Source organism: Gilliamella sp. W8136, assembly GCF_016101285.1.
Classification (GTDB): Bacteria; Pseudomonadota; Gammaproteobacteria; order Enterobacterales; family Orbaceae; genus Gilliamella; species Gilliamella apicola_N.
The window spans coordinates 1-17303 of sequence record NZ_JACFQU010000011.1 but is presented as its reverse complement, the minus strand read 5'-3'; the positions used below and the strand labels follow the sequence as shown (position 1 = coordinate 17303).

The window sequence follows — 17303 nt, the reverse complement described above, 5'->3', positions numbered from 1 at the left end:
TCTTCACAATTAATGATAATAAAGGTTAGATAAGGTAAAAATTAGCTCGCTATTTTACCGCTAACTTGCTATTGTCACCATCAAAATTTATCGCAGAACTTTAAAATAAAGGAAATACTATGGCAGATTCATATGAATGTCGAAAAAATTGTGGCGCTTGCTGCATTGCTCCCTCAATTTCATCTGCAATTCCCGGTATGCCTAATGGCAAACCTGCGGGCATTGCATGCATTCATTTGGATAATAATTATCAGTGTGGTCTTTTTCAAAAATCATCAAGACCGATAGTTTGTGGTCGATTAAAACCCTGTTTTGAAATGTGTGGCAATAATCGAGAACAAGCTATACATTATTTAACTCAATTAGAACAGTTGACTAGCAATTGAGTATTGCATAAATTTAATAAACCAGATCGATTATTAGAATTATTTATCTCGCAAAGTTGTTTTTTTGATAAACTTCACCGCACTTCAATATCTAGTAATAAATATCAGTAATTATAGAATTAATTTTCGCTATCTTCAGATTAGGAAATATCTTAATTGATAGCTGTTTTTTCTATTAAATTTAATATCAATAAACAGAAGAACATTGTTATGAAAAATAAATTAAAACGAGATTTAAAAGCTCGTCATTTAACGATGATTGCTATCGGCGGTTCAATCGGAACAGGGCTATTTGTTGCATCGGGTGCAACCGTTGCCCAAGCAGGTCCAGGTGGTGCGCTACTGTCATATGCCATTATTGGGGTGATGGTATACTTTTTAATGACCAGTCTTGGCGAACTTGCCGCCTATTTACCTGTTTCAGGAACATTCGCAACTTATGGTGCACGTTATGTTGATGAAGCTTTTGGTTTCGCAATCGGTTGGAACTACTGGTATAACTGGGCCATTACCGTTGCGGTTGATTTAGTTGCCGCACAGCTCGTTATCTCATATTGGATTGATGCAGGGGCTTACAGTTGGTTATGGAGCTTACTATTTTTAAGCATTATATTTTGTTTAAATTATATTTCTGTTAAAGGTTTTGGTGAAGCTGAGTTTTGGTTTTCATTGATTAAAGTTGTCACTGTTATTGTCTTTATCGTAGTTGGTTTGTTGATGATAATTGGCATTTTACGAGGTGCAGAAAGTGCAGGTTGGCAAAACTGGCAAGTAGGTGATGCACCTTTTGTTGGTGGATTTTCTTCAATGATTGGTGTCGCAATGGTGGTTGGGTTTTCATTCCAAGGTACCGAATTAATCGGTATTGCTGCGGGTGAATCAAAGGATCCTGAAAAAAATATACCAAGAGCTATGCGACAAGTATTTTGGCGTATATTACTATTTTATATCTTTGCGATTTTAGTTATTAGTTTAATTATTCCTTATACCGATCCTAATTTGCTACGCAATGATGAAACGGATATAAGTGTTAGTCCGTTTACGTTAGTATTTCAACATGCAGGACTACTGTCTGCGGCAGCACTAATGAATGCCGTTATTTTAACTTCGGTTTTATCAGCTGGTAACTCGGGTCTTTATGCATCAACACGTATGCTTTATGCACTTGCTCGAGAAGGCAAAGCGCCGAAAATCTTTGCTAAATTATCCTCATCAGGTGTACCTCGAGCAGCATTGTTAGCAACAACATTTGTCGCGATGCTCTGTTTTTTAACTTCAATGTATAAAGATCAGGCCGTTTATTTGTGGTTACTTAATATGTCAGGTATGACAGGATTTATTGCTTGGCTTGGCATTGCAATTAGCCATTATCGCTTTAGAAAGGGTTACACCATTCAAGGTAACGATGTCAGTAAATTACCTTATCGTTCAAGTTGTTTCCCATTTGGTCCTATTTTTGCATTTGTATTATGCTTAATTATTACGTTAGGACAAAATTATGAAGCGTTTTTACAAGATACTATAGATTGGAATGGTGTGATTGCAACTTACATTGGTATCCCATTATTCTTTGCAATTTATTTTACCTACAAAATAGTTAAAAAGACTAAATGGGTAAAATACGATGAGATGGATTTTTCTAAAGCTGATTAACATCCCAGATTTTTCAAAACTTCCTAATTTCCGTCGACATTTGTCGACGGCCTTTTTATTAAGAAAGAGATAAATAATCTGTTGTGTTATTTATTTTGATAACGATATTAGCGACTACGGAATATGATACGTGCTTTGGATAGATCGTAAGGCGTCATTTCAACAGTCACTTTATCACCTGTTAAAATACGAATATAATTTTTTCGCATCTTACCAGAAATATGTGCAGTAACAACATGACCATTTTCAAGTTCAACACGAAACATCGTGTTTGGGAGTGTATCAAGTATTGTACCTTGCATTTCAATGTTATCTTCTTTTGCCATTGGGGCCTCTTAAATAATAAATACAAATTAAATATACTTAAAGTGCTAGTCTTATTTCACACTGTTAACGTGTGCATGAAAAAGCTCTAAACTTTTTCGTAACCATATAGGTTGTTTATAATAGGATTTAGCAAATTAACGTATAAACATAAAAAAACTGAATTTAGAATATATAAACTTAGCGGCAAAATAATGCCGAAAAAACTGTCAGATGTAAAGTCCTTTCTACTTTTTCTTTGCGTTATAAAGTGCATTTTGATGAATATAATGCCAAACTTTGGCTGGTAACAAATTTTCATAGTTTTGTTTATTGTTGATATTTTGTCTGATTTCTGTCGCCGAAATATTTTCAAGTGGCGTATGAGCAAAAAAAATGTATCCACATGGATTATCGTGTAAATCTTTAATATTTTTTGTTTGATGTGTGGTTATCCAATTTTGTAACTCGATATTATCGGTTTTTTCTGCATAACCAGGCCTACGACAGATTAACAAATGGCAGTAATCAAGCAGTGTTTGCCATTTATGCCAAGTAGGCAAGCTTAATAATGAATCTTGCCCCATAATAAAGGCTAGTCCTTTTTGATAACCATTTTCCTGACGCCACTTTTCCAACGTTTCGATTGTATAGGAAGGTCTCATCAATTTTTCAGATGATATTTCTCGAGTATCAATCGAAAATAGAGATAAATCTTCTACTGCCAAATTTAACATTGCCAAACGTTGTTCTGTTGTTGCTTCTGGCTGTGGTTTATGTGGAGGGATTTGGTTAGGCAACAAGCTGATTTGTGTTAAGCCAATTTCTTTGGCTAAGGCGATAGCAGGATGTATATGTCCATAATGTACGGGATCAAATGTACCGCCAAACAATGCTGTTAACATCTATTTAACCCCATAAATTGCATGGTCAAAGCAGATAAAGCATCCCAAATTTGTAATTGATTATCATGTTTAAAGCTTATTTCAATCTCGGTTAGTCGTTTAAGGGTATTAAATAGATCTTTAATATCAAAGCGATTCAAATAAGATGTATACATGGGTCTTTTATTTTGCCAAATTTTATATTCGTCAAAAATTTGTTTAAAAGATTTGTTTGATAATCCTTTTTTCAAATTGATGAGTAAGATAAGTTCTCGTTGTATAACACGCAATAGAATTAGTGGTTCAAACTCATTCATCTTTAGTTGTTGCATTATGTGTGTTGCGCGCTTAGTTTTGTGTGACACCATTGCATCAATCCAATGATAAGGCGTAAATATAGCTGAATCATTAATATTACTTTCGACTTGATCATATGTGATAGTCTGATTTGGAAAAAGTAATTTTAATTGTTCAACAATTTGGGTTAAAGCGAGTAAATTACCCTCATAGTAATAACAAAGCAATTCAATTGCCTGTGGTTCAATTTGCATCTGTTTTTGTTGCAAATGATTAGAAAGCCATTTAGGTAATTGCACTTCATCGGGGGTATTACAACTCACCACAACTAATTTATCAGATAATGTTTTATACCATTGTGCATTTTCATTCGTTTTAGTGATTTTATTTAAACTGATGATTAAGACAATCTCAGCCGTTAACATTTCACTTAACGTATTGAGTTTTATGGTTATATTGGCATTTATCAAGTTTTCACCAAAATCCAAAAAAATGAGTGTATTATCAGAGAATAAATTCATTTCTTGGCAACTATCGAAGATAGTTGACCAATCGGTTTGATTATCTATATTAAACGTGAGCTGCTCATTAAAACCTAACTGTTTAAATGAAGTTTTTAATTGAGTTTGCGCATAATGTTGTAAATAAGGATCATTCCCTATTATCAAGTAATAAGGTGATCCTAATTTAGTGGTGATTTGATCGGCACTGATTTTAATCATATCAATTTTTAATTTACGGCATCAACAGATTTTAATTTCCGAATAATTTGTTTTGCTGCTTCCATATACATTTCATTTTCAATTAAATCTTGTTCAGTCGTTTTGGCAAGCGCAGCGGATGGATTATCGAAAAATGTCCGGAAAACACGGACATTAATAGGATAGATTTTTTCATTTTCGATAATGATTTGTGTCTCAACAGTTAAAACTAATTGATACTCAGCTGCTTTACCATCTTTATAAATTGATATTGTGCTACGATCTATTGAATCTCTCACAACCTTTAATACAGGATGATTTTGTGAAACTTCATTATTGGTTAACGTAACATGATTGTCGCGTAATAATTCTTTAATATCTCGTGAAAGCTGTCCATAAGGATCATGACTCATATAAGACATCGTTTTAAAACGCGTAGGCACTTCTGTTTCATGTTGTAAATGAAATCCACATCCAGTTAAAGATATTGTCAATAACATGAGAGAAGCTAAATATTTTTTCATATCTACTACCGCCTATATTTAGTTATAAACAATATTAACCAACAACAAGATTTAATAATTTACCGGGTATATAAATCACTTTGCGAATTGCAACATCGACTAAATATTTTTGAATATTTGGTTCTTGTTTAGCTTGAGCTATGACCGATTCTTGATCAGCATTTGCTGGCACGGTAAATTTGCCACGTACTTTACCATTGATTTGTACCACAATAAGTTTTTCATCTTCAACCATTGCTGATTCATCAGCAACTGGCCATAGGCTATCATCAATCGATTCACTATGACCTAATGCTTGCCACATCACAAAACAAGCATGAGGCATCATAGGATAAAGTAAACGAACAATGGCATTTAATGCTTCGTCCATTAATGCTCGGTCTTGTTCAGATTCTTGCGGTGCTTTTTGTAAGCGATTCATTAATTCCATTACAGCCGCTATTGCTGTATTAAATGTTTGACGACGACCAATATCATCAGTTACTTTTGCAATCGTTTTATGTAATTCACGACGTAATGATTTTTGATCGTTGTCTAAAGCAGAAACATCAAGCTCCGCTGTTTGACCTTTTTGCGCATGCTCATACACTAAACGCCATACACGTTTAATAAAGCGATTGGCTCCTTCAACACCAGATTCTTGCCATTCCAGTGTCATATCCGCCGGGGAGGCAAACATCATAAATAAGCGAACTGTATCTGCACCGTATTTTTCGACCATCTCTTGTGGGTCAATGCCGTTATTTTTGGATTTTGACATCTTTGTCATACCAGCATGCACCAGTTCATTGCCTTTACTATCCACCGCTTTAGCAATGCGACCTTTTTCATCACGCTCAATGGTCACCTCTGTTGGTGAAACCCAAATACGTTCGTTAGTTGGGCTGGTGTAATAAAATGCATCAGCTAATACCATGCCTTGGCAAAGCAAGCGTTTGGCTGGTTCATCAGAGGTAACTAAACCAAAATCACGCATTAATTTATGGAAGAATCTGAAATAGAGAAGATGCATAATTGCATGCTCAATACCGCCCACATATTGGTCAACTGGCAACCAATAGTTAGCCGCATTTTCATCTAACATGCCTTTGTCATAATGAGGGCAAGTATAACGTGCGTAATACCAAGATGATTCCATAAACGTATCGAAAGTGTCGGTTTCGCGTAACGCAGGTTGGCCATTAACCGTAGTTTTAGCCCAGTTAGGATCTGCTTTGATTGGGCTTGTAATACCATTCATTTCGACATCTTCAGGTAAAATCACTGGTAATTGATCTTCCGGTGTTGGAATTGTGGTGCCATCTTCAAGCGTAACCATTGGAATTGGTGCACCCCAATAACGCTGGCGTGAAACGCCCCAATCACGTAAGCGATAATTGACTTTACGAGTACCAATACCAAGCGCAGTTAACTTATCAGCAATTGCATTGAATGCTTGTTCAAAATCAAGTCCATCGAATTCGCCCGAATTAAATAATTTGCCATGTTCAGTATAAGCTTGCTCGGAAAGATCAGGTTCATTGCCGTCTTGGTTTAAAATAACTGGTTTAATAGGTAAGTTATATTTAGAGGCAAATTCATAATCACGCTCATCGTGGCCTGGTACTGCCATAACGGCACCCGTACCATATTCAATTAGCACAAAATTAGCGATCCAAACAGGCACTTTATCACCAGTTAATGGATGAATGGCATAATAGCCTGTCGGCATGCCTTTCTTTTCCATCGTCGCCATATCGGCTTCAGCTGTTTTAGTGTTTTTGCATTCGGCAATAAATTCAGCAATTTTAGGATCGTTTTGTGCGGCTAATTGCGCAAGAGGGTGTTCGGCTGCAACCGATACAAAGCTTACACCCATTAAAGTGTCAGGACGAGTTGTGTAAACACGTAATTTATCAGCATAGTTTTCAACAGCAAAATCAAATTCAACCCCTTCTGAACGTCCAATCCAGTTACGTTGCATGGTTTTAACTTGTTCAGGCCAGCTTTCTAATGTATCTAAATCATTGAGTAACTCTTCTGCGTATGCCGTAATTTTAATAAACCATTGTGGGATCTCTTTACGTTCCACTGGGGTACTACAACGCCAGCAGCAACCTTCGACAACTTGTTCGTTAGCAAGTACGGTCTGATCATTTGGACACCAGTTAACGGCAGAAGTTTTTTTATAGACTAAACCTTTTTCATAAAGCTTAGTAAAAAACCATTGTTCCCATTTGTAATATTCAGGACGGCAAGTAGTCACTTCGCGATCCCAATCATAACCAAAACCTAACAATTGTAATTGCTTTTTCATATAAGCAATATTTTCATAGGTCCATTTTGCTGGAGCAGTATTGTTTTTAACCGCAGCACCTTCAGCCGGTAAACCAAATGCATCCCAGCCAATAGGTTGCAATACATTTTTGCCATTTAAACGTTGATAACGCGAAATGGTATCGCCGATTGTGTAGTTACGAACATGACCTAGATGTAAACGCCCAGAAGGGTAAGGTAGCATCGATAAACAGTAATATTTTTCTTTTGATGGATCTTCTGTGACGTGGAAAGTTTTATTTTCTAGCCAATGTTTTTGTACTGTGGCTTCAATTTCATCGGGGCGATATTGTTCTTGCATGACGAATTAATGTCCTATCTATTATTGCTAATAAAAATATTTTGCTAATTGTATTGGTTATTGTAATGTTTTACAAACGTTATATGCATGGTTAGCCTGAATTGTTAAGCAAAAAGAAAGGGAGGAGGTGATTAAACGTATTAACTTATCAAAATAAATAACCCAAACATAATCGTTTATTCAGGCTATGGTGAAAATAAAAGCGGAGTGAACTCCGCTCGTTAAATTTTAACCACCATTAAATATACTGGTAAATCGCGATAAGTATGATTTTTCTTCTTTTTTAGGTATATTTTCAAGGTTGGCTTGAATTAACTCATCAATTTTTTTTGTTTCGTTATCTAAACCTAATTCATTATAGGCATTACGCATCAACAAAAGTGCAGTTTTTGTTGAGTCTGTGTCAGGAAATAACGATATCATTCGGCTTACCCGATTAATTACTGCAACATAAGCTCCACGTTTGGTATAATATTCTGCAATTTTTAATTGGTATCGAGCTAATCTGTTTTTTAAATAGATCAAACGTTTCTGTGCATCAGCCGCATAAGGACTGTCTGGAAAGCTTGAAACCAGATAGGTAAAGTCTTTGAAAGCGGCGATAGCAAAATCGGGATCTCTATCGGAACGATCGACGTTAAACCAACCTTGGATAGTATTATCATCTTGTGCCATATTAGTAATACCACGCATATAGATAATCCAATCTATATTAGGATGCGTTGGATTCAATTTTAAAAAACGGTCGATTGATGCAATAGTCAATGGAAAATCGCCTGATTTGTAATAAGCGTAAATTAAATCAAGCTGTACTTGTTGTGAATAAGGACCAAATGGATAATTCTTATCGATTGTCTCTAATATGGTAATACTGGATTTTATGTTGCCACTTTCGAGTTCACTTCGAGCTTTGTTATGAAGATCTAATTCTGATACATTTTCAACATCTGGTTTGGAAGAAGTACAGCCAATTAGCATGCCAGCTAAAGTGATTGCTAATAAAGTGTGTAAACGTAGTTTCATTCGTTTTTCAGTCCAAATTTAATTAAACATTAAAGGCAATGATTGGTATATAATACTCTAAAACCTAACAGCTTAAAATAGATAAATTACACATGCACGAGTTAAAATTATCGACCGAAATTGAACAAACCCAGCTAGGAATGCGCTTAGATCAAGCATTATCAGAACTTTTCCCTGATTACTCAAGATCTAGAATTAAAGATTGGATCGTTAATAATAAAGTTACTGTTAACAATATTATTGTCAATAAACCGAAAGAACGTGTTCTTGGCGGTGAAAAAATAAGTATATGCGCTGAAATTGAGGAAGAAACTTATCATCAGCCAGAAGATATTAAACTTAATATAATTTATGAAGATGATGATATTTTAGTGATTAATAAACCGCGCGATTTAGTTGTACATCCGGGCGCGGGTAATCCTAATGGCACGGTATTAAATGCCTTATTGCACTATTATCCAGAAATATCGCGTGTACCACGTGCGGGTATTGTGCATCGATTAGACAAAGATACTACAGGTTTAATGGTTGTGGCTAAAACAATCGTCGCCCAAACCCATTTAGTTGAATCATTACAATTGCGTGAAATCACCCGTGAATACGAAGCTGTCGCAATGGGAATTATTACCGCGGGGGGCACTATTGATCAACCTATTACACGTCATCCGACTAAACGAACGCATATGGCGGTATTCCCGACAGGTAAACCTGCAGTTACCCATTATCGCGTAATGGAAAAATATCGGTTACATACTCGATTACGCTTACGTTTAGAAACAGGACGAACTCACCAAATCCGTGTGCATATGTCGCATATAGCGCATCCATTGGTTGGTGATCCATTATATGGAGGACGTCCAAGACCACCAAAAGGTGCCAGTGACTCATTTATTCAAACCTTACGAGATTTTGACAGGCAAGCACTGCATGCTACTATGTTACGTCTATTCCATCCTGTTACGGGCGAACAGATGGAGTGGCATGCGCCGATTCCTGATGATATGCAAAAATTAATTCAAGCATTACAGGAAGATACCGAACTTCATAAAGATGAACTGGATTGGTAACAAATATGATTAAATCGATTTACCCTTATTGGACTGCACCTAAAAATATTCATGCGTTTACTACCACCAGAACAGGAGGGGTTAGTTCAACGCCATTTGCCAGTTTAAATTTGGGTAATCGAACTGATGATAATTTAGATCATGTTGCCGAAAATCGTAAACGTATTATTAACGCACAGCAGATACCCAGTGAACCTTATTGGCTCAATCAAACGCATAGCACTATCGCGCTCGATATTTCACAAATTGCTTTACAAGCACCAACTGGAAAGATAAATACTCATCAATCATTTGAAGCCGATGCTTCTTATACTAATCAACCCAAGCAAGTTAGTGTTGTGCTAACAGCAGACTGTCTGCCTGTATTATTTTGTTCAATGAAAGGCGATGAAGTCGCGGCTGCCCATGCGGGTTGGCGAGGGTTATGTCATGGTATTTTAGAAGAAACAGTTAAAAAATTTGTCTGTCCAACCAGTGAAATCTTAGCTTGGATGGGACCCGCCATCAGTGCAAAAAAATTTGAGGTAGGTATTGAAGTTAAACATCAATTTGAAAAAGTCGATTCTAACGCTAAATTGGCTTTTACTTTAATTAATCCATCCGAGCAAAAATATCTGGCTGACTTGTATTTAATTGCCAAACAACGTTTGCAAGCTATGGGTGTTGTTCATGTGTTTGGTGGCGACTATTGTACTTATACCGAACAAGATAAATTCTTCTCATATCGTCGTGAAAATAAGACTGGTCGAATGGCATCAATGATTTGGTTTGATTAAACCGCAACGTATTAAGTTGGAATAAAAATAGCTGTATATTGTTTATTCTTCAACCATTTAATTTTGAATTAAATAAATAAAAATATTTACCTATTTAATACTGTGTATTCTATTTTTGTTAGGTCTTGAGTGTTTAATTATGTGAATTTTGATTTATTTTCGAGTATAGATAGTTTATCGAAGCTCCATAACGTTTATTCATCAAATTTAACACAATTGGAACGATTTGATTTATAAAGGCAAAGTTTATGTAATAACATAATTCTTGTCTCTAATATGAATTGTGGCTAAAAATAAAATGAAACGGTATAGACTCCTGAATATTTTTTACAGATTGTTTGTTTTAGCTTATTAAGGCTTTTGTAATAAAAGCCTTAATTATGAGAAATATCTATATAATAAAAAACGAATTAAAACAAAATTAAGCAAAAACTCAATCTAATTTCGGATGTTGATCAACTAAATCTTGACGTTGTTCTTGTAGATTTTCTATCTGTTCGTCGATATCTTCCACTTTTTGCTCGATGGAATCAAAGTGATCCGATAAGATCTCTTTTGCTTCTGAACGATCTGATGCAGCAGGTGTTGCACCTCTTAATGGTTGATTGGCGGTTTCTCTCATTTTTATACCGGTGAATAATCCTACTAATGCAACAATCATCAAGTAGTAAGCTGGCATGTATAAGTTATTAGTTTCCTCGACTAACCAAGCGGCAACGGTTGGTGTTGCACCAGCAATTAACACTGAAATATTAAACGAGATAGCCAATGCACTGTAACGGATGTGGGTTGGAAAAATAGCCGGTAATATTGATGCCATTACTCCTGTAAAACAGTTTAGCAAAACTGCTAATATCAATAATCCTAAAAAAATAAGACCAATAACATCACTATTAATCATTACAAAGGCAGGATAGGAAAGAATAAATAATCCTAAACTTCCTCCTATTATAAAGGGTCTACGTCCTATTTTATCACTAATCAACCCTATCATAGGTTGCACAAATAACATGCCAATCATGATAGCAATAATAATTAATACACCATGATCAGTATGATAATTTAAATTGTGTGATAAGTAACTCGGCATATAGGTCAGTAGCATGTAATAGGTAACATTAGTGACAATGACCAATCCAACACAAACAAATAAACTTTTCCAATACTTGGTTATGATTTCTTTGAAAGTCATTTTAGGTGGATTTGCGATATTGGCTTGTTCATTTTTATCCATTGAATCAGTATGTTGTACAAATGCAGGGGTCTCTTCTAATGCATGACGTAAATAAAGACCAACAAGTCCTAATGGTAAAGCAAATAAGAATGGAATTCGCCACCCCCACTGTTGGAATTTAGCATCACCAAGGATAGTTGATAATAGCACGACTAAGCCCGCACCCACTAGAAAACCCGCAATGGAGCCAAAGTCTAACCAACTTCCCATAAAACCACGTTTACGGTCTGGCGAGTATTCGGCCACAAAAATTGCTGCGCCGGAATATTCACCGCCAATTGAAAAGCCTTGCGCTAATTTAGCCAATAATAATAGTACTGGGGCAGTAATGCCAATTGATGCATAGGAAGGAATCAGACCAATACAAAATGTACTTAATGACATGATAATGATGGTGACAGAAAGTACTTTTTGGCGACCAAATTTATCGCCTAATATACCAAACACTAATCCACCTAATGGTCGAACTAAAAAAGGCACCGAGAAAGTTGCCAATGCAGCAACTACTTGTACATTGGGTGAAGCATTAGGGAAGAATACTTGCCCTAATACATAAGCTAAAAAGCCATATACGCCAAAATCAAACCATTCCATCGCGTTACCAAGTCCTGCTGCAATAATGGCTTTTTTTAATTTGCTATCATCAATAATTGTTATGTCATTTATATTTAATGGGTGATTTTTCGGTTTTATCGTTTTCTTCATAGAATACCGCCTGTTTTCATGTCATAAATGAAAAGAAATAATGCAACAAGGTAAATCGGTTGCTTAGTAATGCAAGATGAATACAATTCAAATGACACATTAACCATGTGTTATTCAGTTAATTTTTCCGATGAAAATTTAAGTAAAGATAAAAGAGGATAATAAAAAGCAAAAAATGATGTTTTGTTGATGCATTCTAATATAATTGAATATCGACAAAATCATTCTTTTCATGAAAATTAGGCATTAATTATATCAAAATATCTAATTATGTAAAATGAGGCAAATAAACAGTTTAGTTTTATCAAATAATCAGTCAGTGAGTCAGTCAGTATTATTCATAAGTATTATGATCATAATTTGTAACAGTTTGATTGATATCTGATCTAAAAGGAGGTATTTTATACACTTTTTATAATAATTATAATTTTTAGTTTATATTAATAATAAATAGTTAAATAAAGCACAGTAGTATTTGCTATATACATGAAATATATTGAGGATAACATGGATAAAGGATTAGCCAATTTGGTGAATCAATTGGGTAATGGTTTAAGTCGTGGTCTAAAGCAAGGTTTAGTTAATGGAGCAGGACATAATCGTTATACACTAAATATTGATGGTTTACCTGCTGAAGTTTCAGTTTTACAAGTTGAGGGTAATGAACAACTAAACCAGCCTTGGCACTATACGATTACTTTCACCAGCTCGGATAAACAACTATCTGTTGAGTCATTTCTTAACCAAAATGCCTGTTTGAGTTTTAATCCTGCTAATTCTAGCAGTTTAAGCGACTTTGCAACTCAAGGACTTAATGCACTTAATTCCTTAACTTCGGCTAATCCATTAGATGCATTAAAACAGTCTGAGCCATTAAAACAGTTAGATAAACTTAAACAATCTAATCCACTTAATTCTTTAACCCAATTTAATCCGCTTAATCCGTTAAATTCACTATTATCTCAGGGCGGGTCACGCACTCTTCATGGTGTGATAACCCAGTTCAGTCAATTATCAGTCAGTAATGATGAAGCCCGTTATCAAGTTGTCTTATCCTCGCAATTAGCCAAACTGGCATTAAGTCATAACTGTGCTATTTTTCAGAATCAAAGCGTTATCAGTGTGGTTGAAGAGGTCTTGCGTGGTCATGGTTATACAGGGATTGATTATCGTTTAGCACTTAAAGAGCAATATCCGGAGCGTGAATTTATCACCCAGTGGCAGGAGAGTGACCTTGAGTTTATTCAAAGACTGCTTGCTGATGTGGGGGTCTATTTCCGGTTTGAAACGCATGGTGAACATAATTGTGATGTGATGGTCATCAGTGATTATGAGCAAGGTTATCAGCAGGTGGCTGATATTGTGTACAAACAACCGAGCGGCACACTGGATAACGGCGTTGAAAGTGTCTGGGATATGACCTTACACAGTCAGATGGTGGAATCTTCGGTACAAGTACAAGATTATAACTATCGCGATGCGCAGGCGAATTTACTGGGCGAAGTTAACAGCCAACAGAAAGATAACACCACTTACGGTACTGATTACCGTTATGATGAGCACTATAAAGGGTTAAATAGCAATGGTGACAGCAATAATGGAATTGATAGTGACACCAACAATAATGATGATGAAAACAGTGGTGATATTGATACCGACGACAGTAACGGCAATAATAACGATAATAGCAGTGATATTAGCACTCATTCTGGTAATGCGAGTAATGGTGTTGAAAGTGGTGAATGGTATGCCCGCATTCGCCATGAACACGCCATCAGCCGTCAAATTGTTATCCGGGGTAAAAGCAATCAGGCTAATTTAGCCCCGGGCCAACATATCCGCATCAAAGGCAGTACGATTGCCGGAATAGATGAGGGGGTAATGATATTAACGGTGCAAGGACAGGGAAACCGCAGTGATGCTTATGAACTGAGTTTTACCGCGATACCTTACCAGCCATTAAAACCTTACCGCCCGGAGCCGATTCCTTTTCCGACTATTGACGGCACTTTACCGGCACGGGTGACCAGTCCGAATAATGACACCTATGGTTATATTGATACACAAGGGCGCTATCGGGTTAAATTTAACTTTGATTTAAAAGAGTGGCGAAACGGTGAAGAGAGCTTATGGTTAAGACTGGCTAAACCGTATGCGGGCAGTACCTATGGTTTTCACTTTCCACTGATTGATGGTACAGAAGTTGCGGTTGCCTTTACTAACGGTAATCCGGACCGACCTTATATCGCGCATGCGATGCATGACAGCCAACACCCTGACCATGTGACCGCCATAAACAAACACCGAAATGTAATTCGTACTCCTGCTAACAACAAACTGAGGATGGATGATAAGCGCGGACAAGAGCACATCAAGTTAGCGACCGAATATGGTAAAACCCAGCTTAACATCGGGCATTTAGTTGACCAAAACAAAGAGCAGCGAGGTGAGGGATTTGAACTGCGCACCGATGAGTGGGGAGCGATTGCTGCCAATAAAGGTTTATACCTGACCAGTCAGACCGAGCCTAAGGCACAGGGTAAACAACTTGATATGCAAGGTGCCATTACTCAGCTTGAAAATGCGTTATCAATTGCCAAAGCATTGCAAAATGCAGCAACTGCCTCTGAAGCCCATGGCGCGGACACCGACAGTCAGGAGCAACTTAAAGCGACATTAACCCAATTAGCCCAAAGTGGCATTATTGCTTATGCACAAGAGGGCATCGCTTTAACCAGTCCGGAAAACATCCAACTGTCAACATCGAATAGCGTTTCAATGACCAGTGAAAACCAAACTGACATTAATGCGTTAAAAAACATTACCGTCTCATCCGGTGAATCCATCGGTCTGTTTGCCCATAAATCAGGAATGAAAGTCTTTGCCAACCAAGGTGATGTTGAGGTGCAGGCACAAAATGCCAACCTGAATATGGCTGCCAAGCAAGATATTAAAATAGACAGTGTTGATGGAAAATTAACGGTTACCGCAAGTAAAGAACTGACGTTAATGTGTGGTGGTTCATACATCAAACTCAGTAGTGCTGGGATTGAACTGGGCACGGCGGATAATGTTTATATAAAAAGTAATGCATTACAGAAAATGGGACCGAAAACGATACGAGTCGATCCGTTAGCATTACCTTATCTCATAGGCAATTATGCAATTAAATTTATATGTAAAGATGAAACAGGAAAAATTCATGCTAATGAGCCTTATATTGCGACATTGCCAGATGGCAGAAAGGTGCAAGGTCGAACCGATAAAAATGGATATACAAAAGCATTTTATACACAAAATGAAAATGAAACAGTCACATTAGAGTTTATTTAAAGGTAAGATAAAATTATGCCGGATAAAACTAAAATAAGCACAACCACTTCAGCACAAACAACTGTAATTAAAAAAGGTGAGGTTGCCATTCAACAAGCCATAATAAAAATACCGCCCAAACCTTTATTTGTATTATTTGCATTTGGAGGCGGTGGGGCTCTCTCATTTAAATTAGCTGCTTATTATAAAAAAAGACGATTACAAAAAAAATATCCCAATGCTGAAATTCGAATTATAAGTGGGTTTAAATATCCCTCTGAGTTTAAAGCAGAATGGACTAAATTATATAATGAGTTAACCAATCCTGAAACGGCTAGTAAATATGCTTTATGGCAAATTCACTATTTTGGTCATGGGGGAAATAACTCGCTTTATCTAAAAAAACAAAATGATAATAGTGAAATTTTTTTTAATGATAAGGATAATATGGAGTGTTTACCTTGGCATCCGCATGAGGGTATTTTTGTTTTACACTCTTGTCGAGGTGGAGCATATGAAGATTCATTCAATAAAACGATGATTAAGGCAAAAATTTGTTTAGCAAATACAATCTCTGATAAACAAAAAACCCGTTGCTTAGGACAAACTATCTATGCTAATTTTGCTATTGATGTGATGAAAATTGATAATTATTCACCAGATGCAAATCTTTATTCTTTTGTATTTGAGCCAGAAACAACCGCAGAAGAAGATGCGGAAAGATTTAAATACCGACCCGATCGCTACATTAGTAGTTTTTATTCTAATACCCCAATAGATCGAGTTTTGTGGGGATATGCTTTATTGACTGGTCAAACAAAAACAAAAATGATGAAAAATAAAAAAAATTATGAAAAAGCTATTAAAGAACCTTATCCTATTTATGAAGAAATAAAAAAATTAAGTCCAAAAAATCAGATTCTTCCCTGTCGAGTATTCAATAGAGGTGTATTAGAAGAACGCATTGTAGAAGTTGACGTTTTTAATCAAAATGATTTGGAGTATATCTAATGAATAAGTCAACTAAAATAAAAAAGACAATACAAAAGAAATCAATAGCTTTTAGTATTTGTTTGATTATCTGCATTTTGATCTGTTATTTTTATAATTTAATAAATTCAGAGAATAATTCAATTCAACAGGACAATATAATTATGGACTATACTATTTATCCTTCAACCATTCCTGAAAACCAATTATTACGTATAGAAGAGGCTAAAGAGCTATATCGTCGAGCATTCGACGATCAAGTATTTTATGCTGTTGTAGATCCTGAACACTTAGTTAAATTTATTAAACATGCCTGGCAGTGGGATAAAAATGCAATGCCTTATTATTATGATCTTCTTAATTGGCAAGACTTATATGATGAAAATGAAAAGGAAGAAGGTATGATGTCATTTTCTAAGTTTATGAAAAAATATCGCGATCAGTTAGTTGATAGCACCGGCAAACCGTTAGTTGAACCGGTGGTATTTAAAAATCCGGATATGGATATTTATTTATGGGATAAATTTGCTGATTTAAAATACCCAAAATTTGCTTTCCAAAAGGGATGGGAATTTAGTCCTTGTGAATATGTTAATAATGAGGAATATCTTGCATGCTCTGATGAACAATTAGAAAAAAGTATTAAATATTTCAATTATGCTTTAGAAGGAGGTTATCACTGCTATGAGGATTTAACAGCACGAATGCTGTTTCAACAAGGCTATCATTATAAAGATAAAGAATTTAAAAAAATTAATAAATTAACCGAATACCGTAAATCATTAACACCAGAAGATTTAAAACTGGCAATTGATTATGCCGAAATAATGG

General features: G+C 35.9%; 13 protein-coding genes and 1 pseudogene. 7 read left to right on the top strand and 7 right to left on the bottom strand.

Annotation, left to right across the window (positions count from 1 at the left end; all coding sequences use genetic code 11):
• The first annotated feature begins 119 nt into the window (after positions 1 to 119).
• A complete protein-coding gene (locus tag H3T96_RS08540) occupies positions 120 to 386 on the top strand; it encodes a YkgJ family cysteine cluster protein (RefSeq protein WP_086351428.1) in 267 nt (88 codons plus the stop codon).
• A gap of 186 nt (positions 387 to 572) precedes the next feature.
• Positions 573 to 2039 carry an amino acid permease gene (locus H3T96_RS08535; protein ID WP_260846886.1) on the top strand — a complete coding sequence of 489 codons (1467 nt, stop codon included), beginning with the start codon at positions 573 to 575 and terminating at the stop codon, positions 2037 to 2039.
• Positions 2040 to 2146: 107 nt separating this feature from the next.
• On the opposite strand, the gene infA is transcribed toward H3T96_RS08535, so the two are convergent.
• The 6 genes and pseudogenes from infA to bamD form a co-directional block, all read right to left on the bottom strand.
• On the bottom strand, positions 2147 to 2365 hold the full coding sequence (infA, locus tag H3T96_RS08530; RefSeq protein ID WP_025315083.1) for a translation initiation factor IF-1: 219 nt from the start codon (positions 2363 to 2365) through the stop codon (positions 2147 to 2149).
• Positions 2366 to 2590: 225 nt separating this feature from the next.
• The gene (nadD, locus tag H3T96_RS08525; RefSeq protein WP_144092162.1) at positions 2591 to 3247 is read right to left on the bottom strand and encodes a nicotinate-nucleotide adenylyltransferase; all 657 of its coding nucleotides are present in this window, start codon (positions 3245 to 3247) and stop codon (positions 2591 to 2593) included.
• Complete coding sequence (gene holA / locus H3T96_RS08520; protein ID WP_144092160.1) at positions 3241 to 4245, bottom strand: DNA polymerase III subunit delta; 1005 nt, start codon at positions 4243 to 4245, stop codon at positions 3241 to 3243. The genes nadD and holA overlap by 7 nt, the downstream gene beginning before the upstream one ends.
• Positions 4246 to 4253: 8 nt before the next feature.
• Positions 4254 to 4748 carry an LPS assembly lipoprotein LptE gene (lptE, locus tag H3T96_RS08515; protein ID WP_144092158.1) on the bottom strand — a complete coding sequence of 165 codons (495 nt, stop codon included), beginning with the start codon at positions 4746 to 4748 and terminating at the stop codon, positions 4254 to 4256.
• Positions 4749 to 4782: 34 nt separating this feature from the next.
• Positions 4783 to 7365 carry a leucine--tRNA ligase gene (gene leuS / locus H3T96_RS08510; RefSeq protein ID WP_144092156.1) on the bottom strand — a complete coding sequence of 861 codons (2583 nt, stop codon included), beginning with the start codon at positions 7363 to 7365 and terminating at the stop codon, positions 4783 to 4785.
• Between the two features lie 300 nt (positions 7366 to 7665).
• Positions 7666 to 8388: pseudogene (gene bamD / locus H3T96_RS08505) on the bottom strand (outer membrane protein assembly factor BamD); the annotation flags it as partial.
• 92 nt (positions 8389 to 8480) lie between these two features.
• On the opposite strand from bamD, the gene rluD reads away from it, so the two are divergent.
• Positions 8481 to 9455: a 23S rRNA pseudouridine(1911/1915/1917) synthase RluD gene (rluD, locus tag H3T96_RS08500; protein ID WP_039126098.1), complete on the top strand. Its 975-nt coding sequence runs from the start codon at positions 8481 to 8483 to the stop codon at positions 9453 to 9455.
• A gap of 8 nt (positions 9456 to 9463) precedes the next feature.
• Entirely contained in the window at positions 9464 to 10231 is a 768-nt protein-coding gene (pgeF, locus tag H3T96_RS08495; protein ID WP_144092330.1) for a peptidoglycan editing factor PgeF, read from the top strand.
• Positions 10232 to 10664: 433 nt separating this feature from the next.
• Here the strand turns inward: pgeF and proP are convergent, their stop codons facing one another.
• Positions 10665 to 12170, bottom strand: a complete 1506-nt coding sequence (gene proP / locus H3T96_RS08490; RefSeq protein WP_144092152.1) for a glycine betaine/L-proline transporter ProP — start codon at positions 12168 to 12170, stop codon at positions 10665 to 10667.
• A 507-nt stretch (positions 12171 to 12677) separates the two neighbouring features.
• On the opposite strand from proP, the gene H3T96_RS08485 reads away from it, so the two are divergent.
• The 3 genes from H3T96_RS08485 to H3T96_RS08475 form a co-directional block, all read left to right on the top strand.
• The gene (locus H3T96_RS08485) at positions 12678 to 15503 is read left to right on the top strand and encodes a type VI secretion system Vgr family protein (RefSeq protein ID WP_186279254.1); all 2826 of its coding nucleotides are present in this window, start codon (positions 12678 to 12680) and stop codon (positions 15501 to 15503) included.
• Between the two features lie 15 nt (positions 15504 to 15518).
• Positions 15519 to 16493, top strand: coding sequence for a hypothetical protein (locus H3T96_RS08480; RefSeq protein ID WP_144092148.1), 975 nt, complete (start codon positions 15519 to 15521; stop codon positions 16491 to 16493).
• Positions 16494 to 16636: 143 nt separating this feature from the next.
• Positions 16637 to 17303, top strand: a 667-nt coding sequence (locus tag H3T96_RS08475) for a hypothetical protein (protein WP_198248630.1), incomplete at its 3' end; no start/stop codon positions are given.

What these genes read in the sequence shown, in the direction of transcription:
- H3T96_RS08540 (WP_086351428.1), top strand. Translation starts at nt 120, where the DNA reads ATGGCAGATTCATATGAATGTCGAAAAAATTGTGGCGCTTGCTGCATT.
- infA (WP_025315083.1), bottom strand. Translation starts at nt 2,365, where the DNA reads ATGGCAAAAGAAGATAACATTGAAATGCAAGGTACAATACTTGATACA.
- nadD (WP_144092162.1), bottom strand. Translation starts at nt 3,247, where the DNA reads ATGTTAACAGCATTGTTTGGCGGTACATTTGATCCCGTACATTATGGA.
- holA (WP_144092160.1), bottom strand. Translation starts at nt 4,245, where the DNA reads ATGATTAAAATCAGTGCCGATCAAATCACCACTAAATTAGGATCACCT.
- lptE (WP_144092158.1), bottom strand. Translation starts at nt 4,748, where the DNA reads ATGAAAAAATATTTAGCTTCTCTCATGTTATTGACAATATCTTTAACT.
- leuS (WP_144092156.1), bottom strand. Translation starts at nt 7,365, where the DNA reads ATGCAAGAACAATATCGCCCCGATGAAATTGAAGCCACAGTACAAAAA.
- rluD (WP_039126098.1), top strand. Translation starts at nt 8,481, where the DNA reads ATGCACGAGTTAAAATTATCGACCGAAATTGAACAAACCCAGCTAGGA.
- proP (WP_144092152.1), bottom strand. Translation starts at nt 12,170, where the DNA reads ATGAAGAAAACGATAAAACCGAAAAATCACCCATTAAATATAAATGAC.
- H3T96_RS08485 (WP_186279254.1), top strand. Translation starts at nt 12,678, where the DNA reads ATGGATAAAGGATTAGCCAATTTGGTGAATCAATTGGGTAATGGTTTA.
- H3T96_RS08480 (WP_144092148.1), top strand. Translation starts at nt 15,519, where the DNA reads ATGCCGGATAAAACTAAAATAAGCACAACCACTTCAGCACAAACAACT.